Below are 21,375 nucleotides of genomic sequence, written 5' to 3'. Positions count from 1 at the left end.
GCGACAGGCTCTTGATTAACACTGCAAAATCAGGACAGACTTCTGGCAAGCCCGCCAACAAGGGCGTGTTTCCAACATCAGGGAGTTTCAAAGTGACATTCAGATCCATCCTCTTTGCCGCCGGTTCCGCGCTGGCGCTGAGCACCGCAGCCGCCTGGGCCAAAGACAGCGTCACCATCGGTCTGCAGCTGGAACCGCCGCATCTGGACCCGACCAGCGCCGCTGCCGGGGCCATCGATCAGGTCCTTTATTCCAACGTCTTCGAAGGTCTGACCCGCTTCATGGGGGATGGCTCGGTTGTGCCGGGTCTCGCCAAAAGCTGGGACATTTCCGAGGACGGTCTGACCTATACATTCCACCTGCACGACGGCGTCACCTTCCATGACGGCACCGCCATGGACGCTGAAGACGTGAAATTCAGCCTGGACCGCGCCCGCGCCGAAGACAGCACAAATGCGCAAAAGGCGCTGTTCTCGGACATCGCAGATGTCACCGTGGTTGATCCAATGACCGTCAAAGTCACGCTGAGCCAGCCCAACGGCAGCCTGCTGTTCAATCTGGCCTGGGGCGATGCCGTGATCGTGGCGCCGGAAAGCATCGAGGACATCAAGACCGCGCCGATGGGCACCGGTGCCTTCAAATTCGCAGGCTGGGTGCAGGGCGACCGCATCGATCTGGAAAAGAACGCCGATTACTGGGGCACCCCCGCGAAACTGGACAAGGCCACCTTCAAGTTCATCTCGGATCCCACCGCCGCCTTTGCAGCCGTGATGGCCGAGGATGTGGATGCTTTTTCCGGCTTCCCCGCGCCCGAGAACCTGCCGCAGTTCGACGCCGATCCGCGGTTCCAGGTTCTGGTCGGTTCGACCGAGGGGGAAACCATCCTGTCGACCAACAACAAGCAAGCGCCCTTTGACAATGTGAAGGTGCGCGAGGCGCTGGCCCATGCCATCGACCGTCAGGCCATCATCGATGGCGCCATGTTCGGCTACGGCACCCCGATCGGCACCCATTTTGCGCCGCACAACCCGGCCTATGTGGATCTGACCGGTCAGTCCGCCTTTGATCCGGAAAAGGCCAAGGCGCTGCTGGCCGAGGCCGGTCTACCGGACGGATTTGAAACCACCCTGCACCTGCCGCCACCCTCTTATGCCCGCCGTGGCGGTGAGATCATCGCCGCCCAGCTGGCAAATGTCGGCATCAGGGCCGAGATCATCAACGTCGAATGGGCGCAGTGGCTGGAAACCGTCTTCCGCGGCAAGAACTTTGGCCTGACCATCGTCAGCCATACCGAGCCGATGGACATCGGGATCTATGCCCGCCCGGAATACTACTTCCAGTATGACAATCCAGACTTCCAGCAGCTAATGACCGACCTGAACGGCACCACCGATCCCGATCAGCGGACCGCGATGCTGCAGCAGGCGCAAAAGATCATCGCCAACGACTACGTCAACGGCTACCTGTTCCAGCTGGCTTCTCTCAGCGTGGCAAAGGCTGATCTTCAGGGTCTTTGGGCCAATGCGCCGACACAGGCGACCGACCTGACTGCTGTCAGCTGGGCCGAATAAGCCCTGCCAATCTACCCCAACAAAGGGCGCGCTGCGGCGCGCCCTTTTTCATGCCCGCACCGTACTTTCACCTCTCCGTCAGCCAGCGGCTCGGACCAGACGGATTCGCATATCGAATCGTGAATGCCCTGAAGAAAAAATGGCTTTGATGTCTGCTGCTTAGCTCGGATTCCGCACGCTTCACGACGGCTGCGCGTTAGCCGCACAAAAGATGACCGAAATGGCGATTTTTCACGGCCAGATCACAAAAATAATAGCGCCAGTTTCACCCTCTGCGCTGCTTGCTCTGGACCGATCCCTCTGCTGATTCTAGCCTGTGTCACAATGATACAATATTCTTTCAAACGACTGCTTTCGTTGTGCCTCAGCCTGGCTGTGGCCTCTATCGTGATCTTCGCGGTGATCGAAATCGCGCCCGGCGATCCGGCGTCCTTCATGCTGGGCATCAACGCCCAGCCTGACACCGTGGCGGCCCTGCGAAGTGAGCTGGGGCTCGATGAATCGAAGCTGCACCGCTACCTGACCTGGATCGGCGGCATGCTGACCGGCGATTTCGGCACCTCTTATACCTACCGCACCCCGGTGGCCGAGATGATCGCCGACCGACTGTGGGTATCGCTGCCGCTGGCGCTTTATGCGCTGGCGCTGTCGACGCTGATCGCCTTTCCCGCCGGGATCTATGCTGCTGCACGGCGTGGGAAACCCGGAGACATGGCGGTGATGGGGGCGACCCAGCTGGGTGTCGCCATTCCGAACTTCTGGTTTGCGATGCTGCTGGTGCTGGTCTTTGCCATCAACCTGCGCTGGTTCAGCGCCGGGGGCTTTGGCGGCTGGGAAAACGGCATCTGGGCCGGGATGAAATCCCTGACCCTGCCCGCCATCGCGCTGGCCCTGCCACAAGCGGCGATTTTGGCGCGGGTGATGCGGTCTGCCCTGCTGGATATTCTGGGGGAGGACTTCATGCGCACCGCTCGCGCCAAGGGTCTGACCCGCAGGCAGGCGCTGTGGCGGCACGGGCTGCGCAACGCGATGATCCCGGTGCTGACCATCATCGGTCTGCAGTTTTCCTTTCTGCTGGCCGGGGCGATCATCATCGAACAGGTGTTCTACCTGCCCGGCCTTGGACGGCTGGTGTTCCAGGCGATTTCCTCCCGCGATCTGATCGTGGTGGAATCGGTGGTGATGCTTCTGGTCTTTGCCGTGATCACCGTGAACTTTCTGGTCGATCTGGCCTATGCGCTGGTCGATCCCCGGCTAAGGAGCCGTACATGAGCCGCAGTCTGTTCCTTGGCATATTCCTGTCCTCGCTGGTGCTGCTGGCGGCGCTGCTGTCGTTCGTCTGGACGCCCTTTGACCACACGGCGATGGCCATCCCGGACAAGTTGCAACGGCCGAACGCCGTGCACTGGCTGGGTACCGATCACTTCGGACGCGACATCTTTTCGATGATCATGGTGGGCGCGCGCACCTCACTGGCGGTGGCGCTGGTGGCCGTCGGTATCGGCATGGCCATCGGCATTCCGCTGGGGCTAACGGCGGCGGCGCGCAAGGGCTCTGTTCTGGACGAGCTGATCATGCGCGGGAATGATCTGGTCTTTGCCTTTCCGTCGCTGGTGATCGCGATCCTGATCACCGCCATCTTTGGCCCCGGCGCCATCAATGCAATCATCGCCATTGGCATTTTCAACATCCCGGTCTTCGCCCGCATCACACGGGGGGCGGCCCTGTCGCTCTGGCAACGGGAGTTCATTCTCGCGGCGCAGGTCGCGGGCAAAGGCGCAGCGCGGATTTCAGCCGAGCATATCCTGCCCAACGTTGCGAACCTGCTGATCGTGCAGGGCACCATCCAGTTCAGCCTTGGCATTCTGGCCGAAGCGGGCCTCAGCTATGTCGGCCTTGGCGCGCAGCCGCCGACCCCCAGTTGGGGACGCATGCTGGCGGATGCGCAGACCATGGTCAGCTTTGCCCCGCATCTGGCCATCATTCCCGGATCGGCCATCGTGCTGACCGTGCTTGGCCTCAACCTGATGGGCGACGGGCTGCGCGACTGGCTGGACCCCAAACTGCGGGAGGCCCGCACATGACACCGCTTTCCCACATCTCCGCAATGGCCATGTGCCCGGCACAGCCGGGCTGCGCCCGCCCCTCCCCCCGGGAGGGCGCATTGCGCCCACCCAGGCTCGGGCGCTCCCCTTGGTGTGATCTTATGGAAGGACGCCAGACGTGAGCCTGCTGAATATCACCGACCTATCGCTCTCCATCGGCAGCCACCCGATCCTGAAGAACGTGACCCTTTCGGTCGCTGCCGGAGAGATCGTCGCCGTCACCGGCGAAAGCGGCTCCGGCAAATCCATGACCGCCTTTTCCGTCATGCAACTGCTGCCCGAGCGGACCACAATCCAGGGGCAGATCCTGCTGGAAGACACCGATCTGACCCGGCAAAGCGAAGCGCAGATGTGTGCCCTACGCGGTCAATCTATTGGCATGGTCTTTCAGGAGCCTATGACCGCGCTCAACCCGGTCAGGACGATTGGCGATCAGGTGATGGAGACCATCCTGATCCACGGCGCCATGACGAAACAAGAGGCCGAACAACGCGCCCGCGACATGCTCGACCGGGTCGGCCTGCCTGCGGATCGCTTCCCGCTCAGCCGCTTCCCGCACGAGCTGTCCGGAGGTCAGCGCCAGCGGGTCGTCATCGCCATGGCCATCGCCCTGCGCCCGAAACTGCTGATCGCAGATGAACCGACAACTGCGCTGGACGTGACCACTCAGGCCCAGATCCTAGACCTGCTGAAGGATCTGGTGCAGGAATTCGGCATGGGGCTGCTGATCATTACCCATGATCTGGCCGTGGTGGCGGATCTGGCCAACCGGATCGTCGTCATGCGCCACGGCGAAGTGGTCGAAACCGGGGAAACCGATTGGCTGCTGCACAACATGAGCCACCCCTATACGCGGATGCTCTTCGCCGCCTCCTCGCATCAGGTCACCCTGCCAAAGGCGCCGGAACCGAAACCGCTGCTGGAGGTCAAGGGCGCCGTACGTGACTACCGCCTGCCGCGCAAATCACCCTTTGTCCCGCAGCAGCATTTCCGCGCCGTGAACGAGGTCACCTTTACCCTCAACCGCGGCGAGCGGCTGGGCCTTGTCGGCGAGTCAGGCTGCGGGAAATCGACCCTGACACGGGCGATTCTGGGGCTGGAGCCACTTCAGAGTGGTGAAATCCTACTCGATGGGAAACCGATTTCGACCGGTCACGCGGCCGAGGCGCGCCGTAAGATGCAGGTGGTGTTTCAGGATCCCTTTGGCAGCTTCAACCCGCGTCACCGGGTCGACCGGCTGATCACCGAACCCTTCTACAGCCAGCCCAATGCCCCCACCGGCAGCGCCCGCACCGATCTGATCGCGGAGACCCTGACCGCCGTCGGCCTGGGGCCGCAGGATGCGAACAAATACATTCACCAGTTCTCCGGCGGTCAGCGCCAGCGCATCGCCATTGCCCGCGCTCTGATCACCCGGCCCGAGCTGATCCTGTTCGACGAAGCGGTTTCGGCCCTTGATGTCTCTGTCCGTGCGCAAATCCTCGACCTGCTGGCCGAGCTGTGTGAGGCCTATGAGCTCACCTACCTGTTCATCAGTCACGATCTTTCGGTGGTGCGCACAATCACCGATCGCTGCCTGGTGATGCAGAAAGGCCAGATCGTCGAGGAAGGCGCCACCGAAGAGGTGCTGTCGGCGCCCCGGCATCCCTATACGCAGGCCCTGATTGCCGCCGCCCCTGTTCTGCCCGACCTGACGCAGGGAGCGGCATGAGCCTGACACTGTCCCTGATTCTGCCAAAGGAGCATGCGGTTCTGACCAGTGTTCTGGCGGGGTATTTCGAAGAAACCGCAAGCCAGGCCCGGATCGACCCGGGCGACAGGGCACGGCAGATGCTGCACCGCAAGGATGTCACCGCCTTCTGGGTGCTGAATGCCGGGAAGCGCATCGGCTTTGCCCTGGTTCTGAACCTGCCCGACGACCGGCGCGAGCTGTCCGAGTTTTCGATCTTTGCCCCGCATCGCCGCCATGGCTTTGGCCGGGTGGCTGCACAGATCCTGTTTCAGGAGTTTCCGGGGCGCTGGCGGATGGGCATTTCGGCCCAGTCCCCGTCGGCCCTGGCCTTCTGGGGCACCTGTCTGAGCGTCCTGCCCGGGGTTACCGAGCTGCGCGAGGGCGCACCCTTTACCGAGTTGCAAAGCAAAAGCTATTCCTTCCAGATTACAGGACCCACTCATGACTGAAAAAAACAATATCTGGTTCGATCCCAGTTTCTGCCTGATCGGCGGCAGCTGGCAGGCCTCGGCAAGCGGGGAGACCCTGCCGTTGATCAATCCGTCGAACGGCAACGAACTGTGCCGGATCGCCCGTGGCGGCGCCGAGGACATCGACGCCGCCGTGCGGGCTGCCGAAGCGGCGCTAGACAGCGGTTGGGGCCAGATGCCCGCATTGGAGCGTGGCCGTATCCTGTGCCGCATCGGCCAGCTGGTGCTGGAGCGGGTGGATGAGTTGGCGGCGCTGGAAGCAATGGATGTCGGCAAACCCCTGACCCAGGCCCGTGCCGATGCGGTGGCGCTGGCGCGCTACTGCGAATTCTACGGCGGCGCTGCGGACAAGGTACACGGGGAGACCATTCCCTATCTGGACGGCTACACCGTCTATACGCTGCGCGAACCGCATGGGGTCACCGGCCATATCGTGCCCTGGAACTACCCGATGCAGATCATCGGCCGCTCGGTTGGCGCAGCGCTGGCGATGGGCAATGCCTGCGTTCTGAAACCGGCCGAGGAAGCCTGCCTGACCGCGCTGGCCTTTGCCCAGCTGGCGCTGGATGCGGGCCTGCCCGACGGGGCGCTGAACGTGGTGCCGGGACTGGGCGCCGAAGCCGGCGCGGCTCTCACCGCGCATCTAGGCGTGCATCATATCTCTTTCACCGGCTCGGTGGCCACCGGCGCCCTGGTGCAGCAGGCCGCAGGCAAGAACGTGGTGCCGGTGACGCTGGAGCTTGGCGGGAAATCCCCGCAGCTGGTGTTTGACGATGCTGATCTGGATGCAGCGTTGCCGTTTCTGGTGAACGCGGGCATTCAGAACGCCGGCCAGACCTGTTCTGCCTCCTCGCGCATTCTGGTGCAGCGCGGCGTCTATGAAGAGGTCAAGACCCGCATGTCAGCCGCCTATGCAGAGCTGACCGTAGGACCGGCCCCCGAAGACCTGCGTCTGGGGCCGCTGATCTCGGCCCGGCAGAAGGAAATCGTCGAAGGCTTCCTGGCCAAGGGCGCGGATCTGACCGTGGCCGCGCAGGGGGTGATCGTCGACGGCGCGCCCAAGGACGGTGCCTATGTGCGCCCGACCCTGTTTGCCGATGTGCCCGCCGATCACCCGCTGGCGTGGGAGGAAATCTTTGGCCCGGTGCAGGTGATGATCCCCTTTGACACCGAAGAGGAAGCCGTAGAGATCGCAAATTCTACCGACTACGGCCTCGTGGCCAGCGTCTGGAGCAGCGATGGCGCCCGCCAGATGCGGCTGGCAAAGAAGCTGCGCGCGGGTCAGGTCTTCCTCAACAACTATGGTGCCGGGGGCGGTGTGGAGCTGCCCTTTGGCGGTGTCGGCAAATCCGGCCATGGCCGAGAGAAAGGCTTTGAAGCGCTTTATGGCTTCTCCCAGCTGAAAACCGTCGCTGCCTATCACGGCTGACACAGCCCAACAGAAGAGGTTTTGCGCTGCGCTTTGCGCATCGCGAGGCCGCAGGCCGCGCCTTCGGCGCGGCCTGCGGGGCCCAAGGGGAAGACTTGCATGCTCCATGCGAGCCTTCCGCGCGGGAGCCACCGCCTCCGTTAGAAGCGCTTCAGACGATGACGTCGATGCGTTCCTGTTCGCCCACGCCGAATACCCGCTTGTAACGGGCGACTTCATCCGCCGGTCCCATCGCCTTTTCGGGATTGTCCGACAGTTTCACCGTGGGGCGACCATTGGCGCTGACCGCCTTGCAGACCAGAGAGAACGGCGCCAGCGCGTCATCCGGCACCAGCCCCCGGAAATCATTGGTCAGCAAGGTGCCCCAGCCGAAGGACACCTTGACCCGGCCCGCGAACTGCGCGTGCAGCTCGGCGATCTTGTCCACGTCGAGCCCATCCGAAAAGATCACCCGTTTCTGTTTCGGATCCTCCCCGCGGTCCTGCCACCATTTGATCGCGACCTCGGCGCCCGCAGCGGGATCGCCGCTGTCGATGCGGATCCCGGTCCAACCCGCCAGCCAGTCCGGCGCGTGCTCCAGGAACCCCTTGGTGCCATAGGTGTCGGGCAGGATGATGCGCAGGTTGCCGTCGTGTTCATCATGCCAATCCGACAGCACATCATAGGGCGCGCGGGCCAGATCCTCATCCGTTTCGGCGAGGGCGGAATAGACCATCGGCAGCTCATGCGCATTGGTGCCGATCGCCTCAACCTCGCGACGCATGGCGATGAGGCAATTTGAGGTCCCGGTGAACTTCGGTCCCAGCCCCTCCATCATCGCCTGCACACACCAGTCCTGCCACAGGAAGCCGTGCCGCCGCCGGGTGCCGAAATCGGCAATCGACAGCCCGTCGATCTTGCGCAGGGCTTCGATCTTTTCCCACACGCGGGTCATGGCGCGGGCATAAAGGACCTGCAATTCGAACCGGCCCATGTCGTTCAGAACCGCGCGCGAACGCAGCTCCATCAGCACCGCCAACGCCGGGATCTCCCACAGCATGACCTCGTGCCATTTGCCTTCGAAGGTCAGCTCGTACTGATCACCCTTGCGCTCCAGATGATAGGGCGGCAGACGCAGGCCTTCGAACCACTCCATGAAATCGGGGCGGAACATCTGGCGTTTGCCGTAGAAGGTGTTGCCGCGCAGGAAGGTGCTTTCGCCGCGGGACAGCGACAGCGACCGGATGTGATCCAACTGTTCGCGCAGCTCGCCCTCGTCGATGAGCCGGGCCAGCGGCACCTGCGACGACCGATTGATCAGCGAAAAGGTGACCTGGGTGTCCGGCTTGCTGCGGAACACCGACTGGCACATCAGCAGCTTGTAAAAATCAGTATCAATCAATGACCGGATGATCGGATCGATCTTCCATTTGTGATTGTAGACGCGGGTTGCAATATCCACCGGCGGCCTCGCTCCGTTGTTTCACAACGTGATAGGGCAGGCCCACGCCCGGAGCAAGGAAATCAGCCTGCGCGCAGGTTGTGTCTGTGGCCCCCGTGGGTCAGCAGGACATCGATCAATTGTTTGCGGTTGATCGGTTTGGTGAGGAATTCGTCCATGCCCGCCGCCAGGCAATCGGCCTTGTCGGTGTCAAAGGCGTTGGCCGTCAGGGCGATGATCACCGGCTGGCGGATCTGCAACGCCCGGATTGCCCGGGTCGCTTCGAGACCGTCCATGACCGGCATGCTCATATCCATCAGGATGATATCGGGCTGAAAAGACTGGGTCAGTTCCAGCGCTCTGGCGCCATCCTCGGCCAGTTCGATCTGCACCGGGAAATCCTTGAGGAACTTCTGGACCAGGATCTGATTGACCTTGTTGTCCTCCGCCACCAGCAGGCGCAATCCGTTCAGCGCCGCGGGCACCTCTTCGTCTACAACGGAGGCGCCACAGGCCTGCTGGGCAGCGGCGGCAGGATCTTTCGCTTCCTGGAAGGGCAGGCGCACCGTGAAACAGGATCCCTGCCCCGGCTCAGATGCGACGGTGATTTCCCCGCCCATGGCCACTGCGAGGCGACGCGAGATGGCAAGCCCCAGACCGGTGCCGCCAAAGCGGCGGCTGATGGCGGCGTCTGCCTGCGAGAACCGTTCAAAGATCTTGCTCAGCATGTCCTTGCTGATCCCGATCCCGGTGTCGGCGACATGAATGGTGATGTCCCGGCCGCTGTCGCTGTTTTCCGCCATCAGCGTGACCTTGACCTGGCCGGTCTCGGTGAACTTGATGGCGTTGCCAACCAGATTGGTCAGGATCTGGCCAAGCTTGCGGTCATCGCCATTCAGCAACGCCGGAACGGTATCATCGCACTCAAAGACCAGCTTCAACCCCTTGGCATCGGCCTGCGACTTCAGCAGGCGGATGGTGTTTTCACAGCAGCGGCGGGCATTGAAATCCACGGCATCAAGGGACACCTCGCCCGAGTTCAGCTTGGACAGGTCAAGGACATCGTTGATCAAATCCAGCAACGTCCGGGCCGAGCTAAGGATGGTATCCGCATAGAGCTTCTGATCTTCATCCAGGTCGGTGTCTTCGAGCAGCTGCGCCATGCCGATCACCCCGTTCATGGGGGTGCGGATTTCGTGGCTCATGGTGGCAAGGAATTCGGATTTTGCCCGCGCGCCTTCCTCGGCGGCGAGGCGGGCCTTTTCCAGCTTGGCGGCGTATTCCTTGGACTCGGTGATATCGCGTTCTACCGCGATATAGGTGGTGACGGCGCCGGTATCGTCCCGCATCGGCACCTGATTGGTCTCCAGCCAAAGCGTTTTCCCGTCCCGCCGCTGGTTCAGCACCTGTACCCTGAAGGGCTCCTCCCTCTTGCGCCCTTCGACAATGACGTCAAGGCTCGCCGGGTCGGTGTCCGGGTGGTTCAGAAGATCACCGGGCTGACGGCCGATCGCCTCTTCCGCGCGCCATCCCGTGATCCGCGTGAAGGCATCGTTGACCCAGATGATATTGCCGGTCTTGTCCATCAGCATGACACTGTCATTGGCGTGACGGGCCACCAGCGCCAGCCGCTGGGTCTCAAGTTGCTGCGCATAAAGGCGCTGATAGGCGGTCTCCAACTCCTGCCGCTGAAGGGCCTGGGCCAGCAGGCTGCTGCGGGTGCGGTGGAAACCGCGCGTGGTAAAGGTCAGCAGCCAAATCAGCGAGCCAAAGAATACCAAAAGCCCGGCGAAATGAAGCTGCGTGTCCGTGCTGCTACCGCGCAGCACCGGCCCCCGCACGATAAGTATAAGGATAGGTGTCGCCGTATAGATCGCCAGACGGAAGAAAACCGCGATCCGGTGGAAGGGAAACAGCAAGCCTGCGTTGATCGCCGCGCTGGTCAGCAGGGCAATGGAAAACAGCTGGTCATGCCGTTCCGAAAACTCCGGCGACCCTGCATCCACATAAACGGACCAGAGCGGCGCCGTGGCAGCGATCGCAACGCCAATCCCGTGAAGGGCTGCCGTCACGGAACTGACGCTCCGCACCCGTTTTTCAGCGGCGGCATCTCGGCGCAGGCGATTACGGGCCTGATGCAGATACCAGCAGTCCAAAAGGTCGGGGAGCATCGACGCCAGAAAGCTGAGAAGAGCGACAACAGGCAAGATGAGATAGGCCAGCGCAAGGGACACCAGCACCGCAAACACAAGGCGCGACTTGAAACCCTTGATGCGCCCTCTGGAATAGCGATCAAACAAGCCGGCCGAGCTATACTTCTGGTAGTGGCTTGTCAGCGGTCCATTACCAGACATGCGCTGCTCATTCATCGTCTATCCTTGCGCGTGTCAATCCGCTCTTTGAATTAACGAAACTCCCTTTAAGAAACACTAAGCAGGTCCCTGGCCCAAATGGACACCCGCCTCCTGCATGTCCTTCAAGGCTGTATTGAGCGATCCCTCCAGATCGATGGCACGGCAGGCCGAGAGATCAACCCGGACATCAAATCCCAGCCGCGCGGCATCCAGCGCCGAGAAGGCAACGCAGAAATCCGTTGCCAGGCCTACCAGCGTCAGATCCATCAAGTCCCGATTGCGCAGGTATCCTTCAAGCCCGGTCGGCGTGGTCTTGTCGTTCTCGAAAAAGGCCGAATAGCTGTCCACTGCCGCACGAAACCCTTTACGGATGATCAGATCCCCGTCCTGCCGCAGATCCTTGTGAAAGGCAGCGCCGGGGGTACCCTGCACACAGTGATCGGGCCACAGAACCTGCGGTCCATAAGGCATCTCGACCACGCCAAAGGCAGATTCTCCGGGATGGCTGGAGGCAAAGGAGGAGTGTCCCGCCGGGTGCCAGTCCTGGGTCAGGATGACCGCATCATAGCGATCCATCATGGCGTTGATCGGGGCGGTGACCTCTTCGCCGCCGGCCACTGCAAGCGCACCACCAGAGCAAAAGTCATTCTGAACATCTATAACGATCAAAGCACTGGGCATGAAACTATCCTGTCTCGTTTCACAAGGCGTAGGGCGCAGCATCTGTTGCGTCAATCCCCGCGCCCACTGCGGGGCGAAGCATTCCGACATGCTGCCTGATCGGCAACGCGACCAATTACCACGCTGAAAAGCCGGGCCGTCACGACAGCCTGTCTTGCAGGATTTTCGGACTCTGGTGTAAAGGGCTGGCTATGTACACCATCGCTGCCCTGTATCACTTCACCCGCTTTTCCGACCCCGACGCTTTGCGGGGGCCGTTGCTGGATCTCTGCCTCGGACAGGAGGTCAAAGGCTCTCTGTTGCTGGCGCGTGAGGGGATCAACGGCACAATTGCCGGCCCGCGCGCCGGGATCGATGCCGTGCTGGCGCATATCCGCGCCCTGCCCGGATGCAGCAATCTGGAGTGGAAAGAAGCGACCGCCACCGATGCGCCCTTTGGACGGATGAAAGTCCGTCTGAAAAAAGAGATCGTGACCATGGGCCAGCCCGATGTGGACCCCAAGGCCCGCGTCGGAAACTACGTCGAGCCGGAAGACTGGAACGATCTGATTCGCTCGGACGATGTGGTGGTGATCGACACCCGCAATGACTACGAGGTGGCGATTGGCACTTTCGAAGGCGCGATCGACCCCGAAACCAGCAGTTTCCGGGAATTCCCCGCTTGGTGGGAGGCCAACAAGGACCGTTTCCACAACAAGCGGGTTGCGATGTTCTGCACCGGCGGGATCCGCTGCGAGAAGTCCACCAATTTCCTGCTGGGTCAGGGCGTAGAGGATGTCTACCACCTCAAAGGCGGCATCCTGCGTTATCTGGAAGAGGTTCCGGAACAGGACAGCAGCTGGCAGGGGGAGTGCTTTGTCTTCGACAACCGTGTCTCTGTCGGGCACGGGCTGAAGGAAGGTCCGCATGAGCTGTGCCACGGCTGTCGTCGCCCGCTGCTGCCCGAGGACAAGTCGCGCCCCGAGTACGAGGCCGGGGTCTCCTGTCATATGTGCATCAATGAGACCAGCGAGGCCGACAAAGCCCGGTTCCGGGAGCGGCAGAAGCAAATGCAACTGGCCCGGGCGCGCGGGGCGGATCATCTGGGCACGATTGCCCTTTAAGGTGGACCGTTCTGTAAACCTTCAGAAATAAGCCTTAAAGCAGAATAGTTTCCTCCACGATACCGCTCTTGGTGGAATTTTAATCTTGCATTCTCTTCACGACTTTTTCATTTTATTTAATTGTAGCCAGCGACTCCTATCAAGGCTTGCGTATTTCAAAGCTCGATCGCTGGTGCTTGTGCCATTTTGCACAGTCAATTTTAGAAATGTTGAGATGAGGTGATTTCGATGATCAATTGCTCAGCCGAGCTGCTGCACCGTCCAGAGGAAGCGGCCAATATTAAACTTGGAAAAGTATCGATCCCCAGCCTGTTCCGCGACCTGCCCGAAGCCGTCATCGTAGCGGATGAAAACCGCCGCATCGTCTGGGCCAACAATGCCGCGTTGAGTATGTTTGGCCACACCATCGATCAGATGGTCGGCCACAGCACCGCCATTCTTTACCCCACTGAAGAAGGCTACCTGTCCGCCGGCGCGGCACATTTCAATCCATCCGGATCCGCAGAGCAACATAATTACGAAAGCAACTATTTGCGATCAAATGGAAAAACCTTTTTAGGCGAAACAACAGGTGGCCCAATTCGCGATTCCCGTGGCGTCGTTCTGGGGTATTTCGGTATTACCCGCGACATTTCAAAACCGCGCGCTTTTGACGAATTGCTCGCCAGGCTCTATCAGGTTTCTTCGGATCAAGAGCTTGAGACCAATGAAAAGATCCGTGAAATTCTCAAAATGGGTTGCGCCCATTTTCAAACGGATTCGGCTTTAGTTAGCTGGGTTCACGGCGAAGACTACACCGTGCTCTACAGCTATTCCCAGATCGCGGAAATCGAACGCGGCAGCCGGTTCAAGATCGCCGATTGCTGCTGCGCACGCGCGATGGAGGCCAATGGCCCGATTGCCTGCAGCTCAGCTCAAGAGGTCGGAGACGCACCCCACCCCTGTTACAGTCTGTTTGTTCTTGAAACCTATATCGGGGTACCGTTGGTGGTCGATGGCGAACGGTTCGGCACGGTCAACTTCACCTCATCAGAACCGCGCACGCCCTTTGAGAGCAGCGATCTGGAGCTGATCAAGATGTTTGCGGCTTGGATTGCCCAGCAGCTGAGCATCGAAAAGGCGACAAACCAGTTGCTCGAAATCAGCTGATCGCCCACCCCGCGACACGCGGGCTTCGTCAGCCGACATATAGACCGGCTGACGGAACGCAATTCTGTGGATGTAGGACACCGCGTAACCGTGCGCATTCCGCTTTTGATCGTTGAAGAAAATCGTCGGTTCAGGCCCAATAGTTTGCGCACTATCCGCCCAAAGTCTTGCGCGATTTGCCCATAATGTTGCGCTTCCCGCGTGCCGCTCGCCGTCAACGTGTCAATCGGCACGCAATCTTGACCCTCTATCGGCGTGCAAAAATGACCCCCTGCTGTGCCCTCGGGTAGCTGGCCCGATGCGGTGTAGCCACCACACAGCGCAGCCGTATCGGGCCAGGGAGGCTTGGATTATTCCCTGGTCTTGAAGCGCCAGCTCTCATTGCCGGTTTCGACGATCTCACAATGGTGGGTAAGGCGGTCGAGGAGCGCAGTGGTCATCTTGGCGTCGCCAAAGACGGAGGGCCATTCACCGAAGTCGAGATTGGTAGTCACGATGACCGAGGTGCGCTCGTAGAGACGACTGATGAGGTGGAACAGCAACTGGCCGCCGGTCTGCGCGAAAGGAAGGTAGCCAAGCTCGTCAAGGATTAAGAAGTCGAGGCGGTACAGCAGGTCAGCCGTGCGCCCCTGCCGATCAGCACGAGCTTCGGCATCAAGCTTGTTCACCAAGTCCACGTCGTTGAAGAACCGTCCTCGTTTGCCTCGCCGGATGCACGCCCGAGCGATGCTCACAGCAAGGTGGGATTTGCCGGTCCCGGTGCCGCCGATGAGCACAACATTGCGCTGCTGTTCAAGGAAATCCCGGCGGTCAGGTCGCGCACCAGCGTCTCGTTGACAGGCGTGCCCTCGAAGCTGAACTCGTCGATCTCTTTCGCCAGAGGCAGCTTGGCGATGGTCATCCGGTATTTGATCGAGCGCGCCTGCTTCTCGCTGATCTCGGCGTTCAGCAGGTCACCGACGATCTGCTGCGGTTCATGCTGCCTCTTCACCGCAGCGGTGATGATCTCATCGTAGGCGGCCTTCATGCCGTAGAGTTTTAGCTGGCTCATCGCGTCCAGCACCTGCGATCTTTCCATGGTTGGGTCTCCTGAGGCTGTCGTAACGTTGGCAATCGTCCACGGGCTGGCAGGTCAGTCGCAACGCGTCCGGCGTATCAATGGTCAACGGCGGCGGCGGTTCACGATGCCGGGCCAAGATGTTGATGACGACTGAGGCGGCGGGGGCCCCTTCGTTCAGGGCTTCGGCACAGGCAGCATCCACGGCATCCAGCCCGTCGGTTGGGATCATGCTCAGGATCTGAACCATCTGGCGGTCACCATTCGGCACCTTGCCAAGCTTGCGCTGCACTCGCCTGATCGCGGGCGGCAACTCCCAGTCCTTGAACGGCGCTCCGTTCCTGAGGGCACCGGGTTTGCGGGCCAGCACCGGAATGTAGTGCAGCGGGTCGTAGATGGCTTTGTCGCGGCCGAAGGACCGGGCATGTTGCCCCACGATCTTGCCGTCCTGCCAGAACTCGACCCGCCCGGCATAGGCGCGGATCTCGACAGGGCGACCAACAGCGCGGCCATCCACAGAGTAGCGGTTCTTGTCGAAGCGAACGAGACAGGTCTTCGACACGGACGCCGGCACGGCATGGAAGCCGTCGAAAAGCCCGACATAGGGCACCAGGCTCGCGCGCTCTTCCTCGAATAATTCCCAGATTGTCCGGTCACGCAGTTCCGGATGCGGATGGGACTTGGCCCAAGCCACACAGCGGTCCTCGAGCCAGGCGTTGAGCTCGGCATAGCTCTTGAACTTCGGTCTGGGCACGAAGAACCGTCGCCTGACAACCCCAACCTGGTTCTCGACTTGTCCCTTCTCCCAGCCAGAGGCAGGTGTGCAGGCGACCGGGTCGACCAAGTAGTGCCCGCACATCTGCTGGAACCGGCGGTTGTAGGCGCGCTCGCGGCCGACGAAGATCGTGTTCACCGCGGTCTTCATGTTGTCGTAGATGCCCCGCGCGCAGGCTCCGCCGCAGAAGGCGAAGGCCTTGTCGTGGGCGTCGAAGACCATCTCCTGCGTCTCGCGCGGGTAGGCCCGGGCGAACAACATCCGGCTGTGGCAAAGCCGGACATGCGCCACCTTCACGGTTGTCGTCGCTCCATCGATCACCACAATCTCGTGGCTCCAGTCGAACTGGTAGGCCTCGCCTGGGTCGAAGATCAGCGGCACATAGGCAGCCGAGGCCTCCTGTTCCTCCTTGGACCACGTGGCCGCGTATCGCCGGACCGCATCATAGCCGCCATCATATCCTTGGGCCCGGAGTTCCTCGAAGATGCGGATGCGGGTCAGCCGCTCGCGCTTGGGCTTTCGGGCGTTGGCCGCCAGCATCTCGTCGAGCATGCCTTTCCATGGCCCGATCCTCGGCTGAGGCTGGATCGTGCGTTCATACGTCATCTTCGTCACGCCGGATCGGATCACCTTCCGCACCGTATTCCGCGAAACCCGTAGTTCCCGGCAGATCTGCTTGATTGACTTCTTGTCCTGAAAATACGCCCGACGGATCTTCGCAATCGTCTCCACAACCAACATCCCACACTGTGCTCCCCGATGACCTCGGGGGCATCATCCACATCAGTGTAAGGGGGTCATTTTTGGACGCCGATCACCCCGCTACGGGGTCAATTTTGCATGCCTGTTCACAGGCAGTGCTTCCGCCATGATCTGCCCACTGCCAGAAATGACTGCCAGCATGACCCCAAAAGCACTTTGGCCCAGTCAGGATGCAAGCATCAAGCCGTGATATGGCCTCGTTGCCCTTTTCAAATCCGTATGTCAATTTTCAGGAGATCCGAAATGTCGACCGCTATCGTGCGCTGAATTGCGACCTGGCTTTCGCCACTCGGTCCCGCTCCAACTCTCCCCAAAGCTTGGGCAAACCGTTCAGGCAGTGGTCGCGCTGCATCCGCTTCGCGGACCAGATCGTTGTGAATTCCGGGAATCACGCCATCAGGCTTCGCAGCGGCGAAACCTTCTCGGGTGTAGGCTTTGCCGGACTTGTCGAACATGGTGATGTCACCGTCAGCCGATACCTCCATAATTTTGCCCTGAGTGCCGTGGGAAATCGTAAACCCGGCAACTTGGGAACTACCGTCTTCGCTGGTCGCAATGGCCTGGCCCGTGAAACTGAACATCCGTGACAAAGAGGCAGTCGCACGATCCACCTGAAGCTGTGCTTCTGCACGCATTTCAGTCAAGCTGCCGATACTGTCTTGGTGGCCTCTCAATAGAGCAGCGAGTTGCTCAACATCGCCGGTTCCTGCGTCAAGCTGGGCTTGTAGAGTTGCCGCTTTTTCCTGCGAGGACTTGAGCATGGCGTCATACCTCACAAGGGTCTGACTCTGCTCTAACAGGGCAGTGCCTGCATGATAAGCGTTGGCTGTGGCCGATCTACGATCAGGGAAGTTGGCATCAACGATCACCACATTACCCCCCTCAGATGCGGCCTTTGATCCTACAAAAACTCCGTCCTGCAAGAGACGACTGTCTTCTGGCGCATGGGCTGATCGCACCGGCTTCAGGACTTTGGTGTCAAATGGGCTAAGCGATCCGTCCCGCAGGCCGTCCGCTTCAGTACGGGCAGCTTTAGCAAAAGATACCATTTCTGAAGTAATGGATGATGCAGAGGTCGATGGGGACCCGGTCGACACGATGTTACCAGACTTTGCTTGGATGGATACGCCTGCATCGTTCTGGTTTGCCAAGCCGTTTGCGGGTTTGGCAACCGGATTGGTCAGCAAAGACAAAGCGGTGGACGCTGAAGAAATATTCGACATAAAACTAAACCTAAGGATGATTAATTGATTGAATGAATATTGCTTTAGGTTGTTTTTAAAAACCTTAACGCCCAGCGTTTTCATCGCCTGATGTTTAGGGTCAGGATGCATTGATTTTCAACGCGCTGCGTGATTCACGGCTCGGAAAACGGAGCGGTGACATGAGCGACCTTTACTGGCTGACCGACGAGAAGATGGCCAAACTTGCCCCTTTCTTCCCGAAGTCACACGGCAAGCCACGGATTGATGACAGACGGGTGTTGAGTGGGATTATCTTCATCAATCGTAATGGGTTGCGCTGGCGGGATGCGCCGCGGGAATATGGTCCGCACAAGACGCTGTACAGCCGATGGAAGCGTTGGAGCGAAAAAGGCATCTTCGCGCAGATGATGGTCGGCCTGGCGGCCGAACACGGCGAGGAAAAGACCGTGATGATCGACGCGACCTATTTGAAGGCACATCGCACTGCGACCAGCATGGCCGCGAAAAAGGGGGGCGTGGACGCCTGATCGGTCGGACCAAGGGCGGCATGAACACCAAACTGCATGCCATCTGCGATAGCCAAGGGCGGCCGCTCAAACTGTTCGTCACCGCCGGCCAGGTCAGCGACTACATCGGCGCGCGGGCGCTGCTCAGCAGCCTGCCAAAGGTCGACTGGTTGCTCGGGGATCGTGGCTATGACGCCGACTGGTTCAGGGACGCGTTGAAAGACAAAGGGATACGCGCCTGCATCCCCGGCAGAAAGCAACGCAAGCCCCCGGTCAAATACGACAAGCGCCGATACAAACGACGTAACCGCATCGAGATCATGTTCGGCAGGCTCAAGGATTGGCGGCGTGTAGCGACACGCTATGACCGCTGTCCCAAGGTATTCCTCTCAGCCATCGCCCTCGCTGAAACCGTCATTTACTGGTTATGAATCCTGACCCTAGCGTGTTCAGCCAAATCGGGTTCATTGTCTGGCCAGGCTCGAAGCACTCAAAGAAACGTCCCCCGTCTCGGGGATATTTCTCTGCAGTTTTCGTTACCTCGCCATCCTCAATCTTTTCGATCCGATCAACCATCGTTTGCGCTCCCCGCCAAAGGAACCGTCGCTACACCATCCGGAAGGATCCTCAAACCAAACCCGATGACACTCACTCAAATCTCAAGGTCCGCTTGCCGAAGGCTGCGCCGCAGCGCTACGAAACCTCACAGACGGCAGCTAAGGGCCGTTTTGGCATCTGAGAACGATTGTTTGCCGAAAGATTTGACGGACCGTGTAGCATCCCGGACCGAGAAATGCTTGATGGGAGCAAACAGCCACCGGGTTTCTGCATGACGGGTTCAGATGACGTAGAAGTTCAGGCGCATCAGCGCGAGGTTCAGAGACTGCTGGGACGGTGCATGCTGCGGTTACAGCAGTATGAGCGGCAACTCAAAGCCATGGCGGCCTATCATAAAATCTCGGGGTCAGCCGAGGACTTGACGAAAGCTCAGGACGCAAGAAACGACAACACGGCCCGCAAGACGCTCGGGGCCGTGGTTGGTGACCTCCTTGGTTCCTACATTTTCCCCGCTGACGAGGATCTTATAGAAACGGAAGATGCCAGTTCTCCGAAAAACTCGGACTGGTTCTCAATGCGGATAAGACTTGGCGTGTCACAGGTGGATTATGCTAAGATCGAGAACGATCTCAAAGAACTGGTACTGCTGCGGAACAACCTCGTACACCACTTCATCGACCAGCATGATCTATGGAGTGCTGAGGGATGCCGCACCGCCCAAGATGCCTTGCTTGACGCGTACAGCCGCATCGAGCAAAATCTCGCGCAACTGAGGGATTGGGCTGAAACCATGGTCCGGTCACGGACGGCACTCGCAGGAGCCTTGAAGTCAGAGGTCATGCAAGAATGGTACATCTATGGCGTCGCTCCGCTCAGCGAGATCGACATCCAAAACGCAGGTATCGTGCGCCTGTTGCGTGAAGCATTGAACGCGTTGGCTGTCGATGGCTGGGCGCCCGTCGAGGAGGCAGGCGCCTGGATTTCTCGCCGTCACTCATCTGTATCCCCTGAGAAGTATGGATGCAGAAGTTGGCGGCAGGTCATCCATGAGGTTTCCATCTTCGAACTTCGGTACCTTGAACCGAATGGCCGACGCGCTGCTTGGTATCGGGAAAAGACAAGGTCCGGGATCTCAGGATAACTGATTTTGGCCTCGTCAAACGTCCGCTTTGGTGAAATCGCGGCGCAGAAACTGACTTTCCTATGAACGACAGGTATGGGCCGTGAATGGCGGTGCCCCAGGTCGTTGATCACATGGACGCTGCGCTGCGTCCAAGGTCGGCTTCGAGCCCACTTTGACCGATGCTGCAGAAAGAACTTATGTCTGCTAACGCCTGGCCAACAGCGCTGTCCAATACTCGGGGATTATTGCAATGGTTGCAGCCAAAGATGCCTCGTCAGATATGATCTGCGCGCGGCGGGCGAACATAGACGCTTTGACCCCATCTACGAGATCAAAGAAGAGCTTGCAGCTTGCGCCTTGCCTGTCAGTCTCGGTGGGATCGGGACTGTAGAAACACGTGACCCGCCCAGGCCCAAGTGGTGTTGCAGCATAGCGTGCGGACAGTTCAGGCTCGTCGCGATCAGACGGACCGGGCGTTGCATCTGTTCGCAAAGAGAAATTCATCGGTGGCATGTCGCGGCACCAGATGCCGTCTGCTTGGTCGGGACGAATTTCAGCGCACCAATGGTCGATTTTCTCTTGTGTTAGACAGTAATCGCCGAGGCGGCACTCTGTCTCCACCGATGACACACTAATGATCCGAAAACTGATCGGATCATGGCGTTCATTTAGCAGCGCCTCATCCGGTTTGGTCAAAATGCTCACGGGATTGGTCAGGTTGGTGGAGCACCCAAGGTATCCAGGGCGGCAATTATGGAACACATGCAGGCGCGGGCTGGCTGGAAAAGCTACTTGATGTCCGGCCAATGTGCCTTTGAAATTTGCACGGATGATCGCCTTGGCGCGGGCATCGCGGTCTTCGGCGAGTTGGAGCTTGGCTATCTCATGCTGCGCAACGGGCATCAGCGTCAACGCCGCAACTATCCCGACGACTGCGGTGCCCATGGCCCAACCGACCCAGCTTGCACGCCCCTGCCCGATCCACAGCACAGCAGAAGCGCCAGCTACACCGAGCGCTGCACTGCTGACCACAAACGGAACTAGCATGACTGGCCCCAGTGCAAAGAAAGCAAAGTTCAGAGCTGAGCCGATGCCCTGTACAGGCGCGTTACCCGGCCCAAGCAGCAGCGCCAGAGGCACGCCACCCAGTACCATCCCCCAAATCAGTTCTCTTCGTGGCTTGCCGACAAAGCGTAGGGAAAGGGTGAAGCCGATGAGAAAACCCAAAAAAATGTATAAAAGCATGGTGTCCCTGAGGCTGTCGCGCTGAACCCATACCGCGGGTCAACTGACAAATAAACGCGTTTTAACAAACCTGGTGGAGAACACGAAAGCGGTCATTGAAGCTATCGCAGCGAAAGAGCGCTTTGTCCCG

16 protein-coding genes and 1 pseudogene are annotated in these 21,375 nt (G+C 59.9%); 10 read left to right on the top strand and 7 right to left on the bottom strand.

Annotation, left to right across the window (positions count from 1 at the left end):
- Positions 1-92: 92 nt before the first annotated feature.
- The 6 genes from SM764_RS05435 (at position 93) to SM764_RS05410 (ending at position 7,307) form a co-directional block, all read left to right on the top strand.
- Entirely contained in the window at positions 93-1,571 is a 1,479-nt protein-coding gene (locus SM764_RS05435) for an ABC transporter substrate-binding protein (protein WP_369001216.1), read from the top strand.
- 324 nt (positions 1,572-1,895) lie between these two features.
- Positions 1,896-2,843, top strand: coding sequence for an ABC transporter permease (locus SM764_RS05430; RefSeq protein WP_065272216.1), 948 nt, complete (start codon positions 1,896-1,898; stop codon positions 2,841-2,843).
- Positions 2,840-3,655 (top strand): ABC transporter permease, encoded by an 816-nt coding sequence (locus tag SM764_RS05425; RefSeq protein ID WP_065272215.1) that lies wholly within the window; start codon positions 2,840-2,842, stop codon positions 3,653-3,655. The genes SM764_RS05430 and SM764_RS05425 overlap by 4 nt, the downstream gene beginning before the upstream one ends.
- Before the next feature lie 139 nt (positions 3,656-3,794).
- Entirely contained in the window at positions 3,795-5,387 is a 1,593-nt protein-coding gene (locus SM764_RS05420; RefSeq protein WP_369001215.1) for an ABC transporter ATP-binding protein, read from the top strand.
- A complete protein-coding gene (locus SM764_RS05415; RefSeq protein ID WP_368947843.1) occupies positions 5,384-5,857 on the top strand; it encodes a GNAT family N-acetyltransferase in 474 nt (157 codons plus the stop codon). The genes SM764_RS05420 and SM764_RS05415 overlap by 4 nt, the downstream gene beginning before the upstream one ends.
- On the top strand, positions 5,850-7,307 hold the full coding sequence (locus tag SM764_RS05410) for an aldehyde dehydrogenase family protein (protein ID WP_369001214.1): 1,458 nt from the start codon (positions 5,850-5,852) through the stop codon (positions 7,305-7,307). The genes SM764_RS05415 and SM764_RS05410 overlap by 8 nt, the downstream gene beginning before the upstream one ends.
- 151 nt (positions 7,308-7,458) lie before the next feature.
- Here the strand turns inward: SM764_RS05410 and pncB are convergent, their stop codons facing one another.
- From pncB to pncA, 3 genes are all read right to left on the bottom strand, one after another.
- The gene (gene pncB, locus SM764_RS05405; protein WP_274831632.1) at positions 7,459-8,748 is read right to left on the bottom strand and encodes a nicotinate phosphoribosyltransferase; all 1,290 of its coding nucleotides are present in this window, start codon (positions 8,746-8,748) and stop codon (positions 7,459-7,461) included.
- Positions 8,749-8,810: 62 nt separating this feature from the next.
- Positions 8,811-11,081, bottom strand: a complete 2,271-nt coding sequence (locus SM764_RS05400) for a PAS domain-containing hybrid sensor histidine kinase/response regulator (protein ID WP_369001213.1) — start codon at positions 11,079-11,081, stop codon at positions 8,811-8,813.
- A 75-nt stretch (positions 11,082-11,156) separates the two neighbouring features.
- A complete protein-coding gene (pncA, locus tag SM764_RS05395) occupies positions 11,157-11,762 on the bottom strand; it encodes a bifunctional nicotinamidase/pyrazinamidase (protein ID WP_274829436.1) in 606 nt (201 codons plus the stop codon).
- A gap of 191 nt (positions 11,763-11,953) precedes the next feature.
- Between pncA and trhO the strand changes: the two genes are divergently transcribed.
- Both trhO and SM764_RS05385 read left to right on the top strand, forming a co-directional pair.
- Positions 11,954-12,865: an oxygen-dependent tRNA uridine(34) hydroxylase TrhO gene (gene trhO, locus SM764_RS05390; protein WP_368947847.1), complete on the top strand. Its 912-nt coding sequence runs from the start codon at positions 11,954-11,956 to the stop codon at positions 12,863-12,865.
- A gap of 228 nt (positions 12,866-13,093) precedes the next feature.
- The gene (locus SM764_RS05385) at positions 13,094-14,014 is read left to right on the top strand and encodes a GAF domain-containing protein (RefSeq protein WP_368947848.1); all 921 of its coding nucleotides are present in this window, start codon (positions 13,094-13,096) and stop codon (positions 14,012-14,014) included.
- A 350-nt stretch (positions 14,015-14,364) separates the two neighbouring features.
- On the opposite strand, the pseudogene istB reads toward SM764_RS05385, so the two are convergent.
- The 3 genes and pseudogenes from istB to SM764_RS05370 form a co-directional block, all read right to left on the bottom strand.
- Positions 14,365-15,092, bottom strand: a pseudogene (gene istB, locus SM764_RS05380) (IS21-like element ISPkr1 family helper ATPase IstB).
- Positions 15,022-16,587, bottom strand: a complete 1,566-nt coding sequence (gene istA, locus SM764_RS05375) for an IS21 family transposase (RefSeq protein WP_369001212.1) — start codon at positions 16,585-16,587, stop codon at positions 15,022-15,024. Before istA ends, istB begins: the two are co-directional and overlap by 71 nt.
- Before the next feature lie 230 nt (positions 16,588-16,817).
- Complete coding sequence (locus tag SM764_RS05370) at positions 16,818-17,942, bottom strand: hypothetical protein (RefSeq protein ID WP_369001211.1); 1,125 nt, start codon at positions 17,940-17,942, stop codon at positions 16,818-16,820.
- 50 nt (positions 17,943-17,992) lie between these two features.
- On the opposite strand from SM764_RS05370, the gene SM764_RS05365 reads away from it, so the two are divergent.
- Positions 17,993-18,750 (top strand): IS5 family transposase gene (locus SM764_RS05365; RefSeq protein WP_369001210.1). Its coding sequence is split into 2 segments (ribosomal slippage): positions 17,993-18,317 and positions 18,317-18,750, totalling 759 coding nucleotides; the frame shifts between segments, so codons are not numbered across the junction.
- Positions 18,751-19,112: 362 nt separating this feature from the next.
- Complete coding sequence (locus SM764_RS05360; protein ID WP_368947852.1) at positions 19,113-20,018, top strand: OST-HTH/LOTUS domain-containing protein; 906 nt, start codon at positions 19,113-19,115, stop codon at positions 20,016-20,018.
- 186 nt (positions 20,019-20,204) lie between these two features.
- On the opposite strand, the gene SM764_RS05355 is transcribed toward SM764_RS05360, so the two are convergent.
- Positions 20,205-21,245: a hypothetical protein gene (locus SM764_RS05355; protein WP_368948598.1), complete on the bottom strand. Its 1,041-nt coding sequence runs from the start codon at positions 21,243-21,245 to the stop codon at positions 20,205-20,207.
- Positions 21,246-21,375: the final 130 nt, after the last annotated feature.

Source organism: Pseudophaeobacter sp. 1A16562, assembly GCF_041008785.1.
Taxonomy (GTDB): domain Bacteria; phylum Pseudomonadota; class Alphaproteobacteria; order Rhodobacterales; family Rhodobacteraceae; genus Phycobacter; species Phycobacter gallaeciensis_A.
This window is presented reverse-complemented; position numbering and strand designations above follow the sequence as displayed.

Excerpts from the sequence above, each read along its gene's own strand:
- SM764_RS05430 (WP_065272216.1), top strand. The coding sequence starts at position 1,896 with ATGATACAATATTCTTTCAAACGACTGCTTTCGTTGTGCCTCAGCCTG.
- SM764_RS05425 (WP_065272215.1), top strand. The coding sequence starts at position 2,840 with ATGAGCCGCAGTCTGTTCCTTGGCATATTCCTGTCCTCGCTGGTGCTG.
- SM764_RS05415 (WP_368947843.1), top strand. The coding sequence starts at position 5,384 with ATGAGCCTGACACTGTCCCTGATTCTGCCAAAGGAGCATGCGGTTCTG.
- SM764_RS05410 (WP_369001214.1), top strand. The coding sequence starts at position 5,850 with ATGACTGAAAAAAACAATATCTGGTTCGATCCCAGTTTCTGCCTGATC.
- SM764_RS05400 (WP_369001213.1), bottom strand. The coding sequence starts at position 11,081 with ATGTCTGGTAATGGACCGCTGACAAGCCACTACCAGAAGTATAGCTCG.
- pncA (WP_274829436.1), bottom strand. The coding sequence starts at position 11,762 with ATGCCCAGTGCTTTGATCGTTATAGATGTTCAGAATGACTTTTGCTCT.
- trhO (WP_368947847.1), top strand. The coding sequence starts at position 11,954 with ATGTACACCATCGCTGCCCTGTATCACTTCACCCGCTTTTCCGACCCC.
- SM764_RS05385 (WP_368947848.1), top strand. The coding sequence starts at position 13,094 with ATGATCAATTGCTCAGCCGAGCTGCTGCACCGTCCAGAGGAAGCGGCC.
- istA (WP_369001212.1), bottom strand. The coding sequence starts at position 16,587 with ATGTTGGTTGTGGAGACGATTGCGAAGATCCGTCGGGCGTATTTTCAG.
- SM764_RS05370 (WP_369001211.1), bottom strand. The coding sequence starts at position 17,942 with ATGCATCCTGACCCTAAACATCAGGCGATGAAAACGCTGGGCGTTAAG.
- SM764_RS05360 (WP_368947852.1), top strand. The coding sequence starts at position 19,113 with ATGCTTGATGGGAGCAAACAGCCACCGGGTTTCTGCATGACGGGTTCA.
- SM764_RS05355 (WP_368948598.1), bottom strand. The coding sequence starts at position 21,245 with ATGCTTTTATACATTTTTTTGGGTTTTCTCATCGGCTTCACCCTTTCC.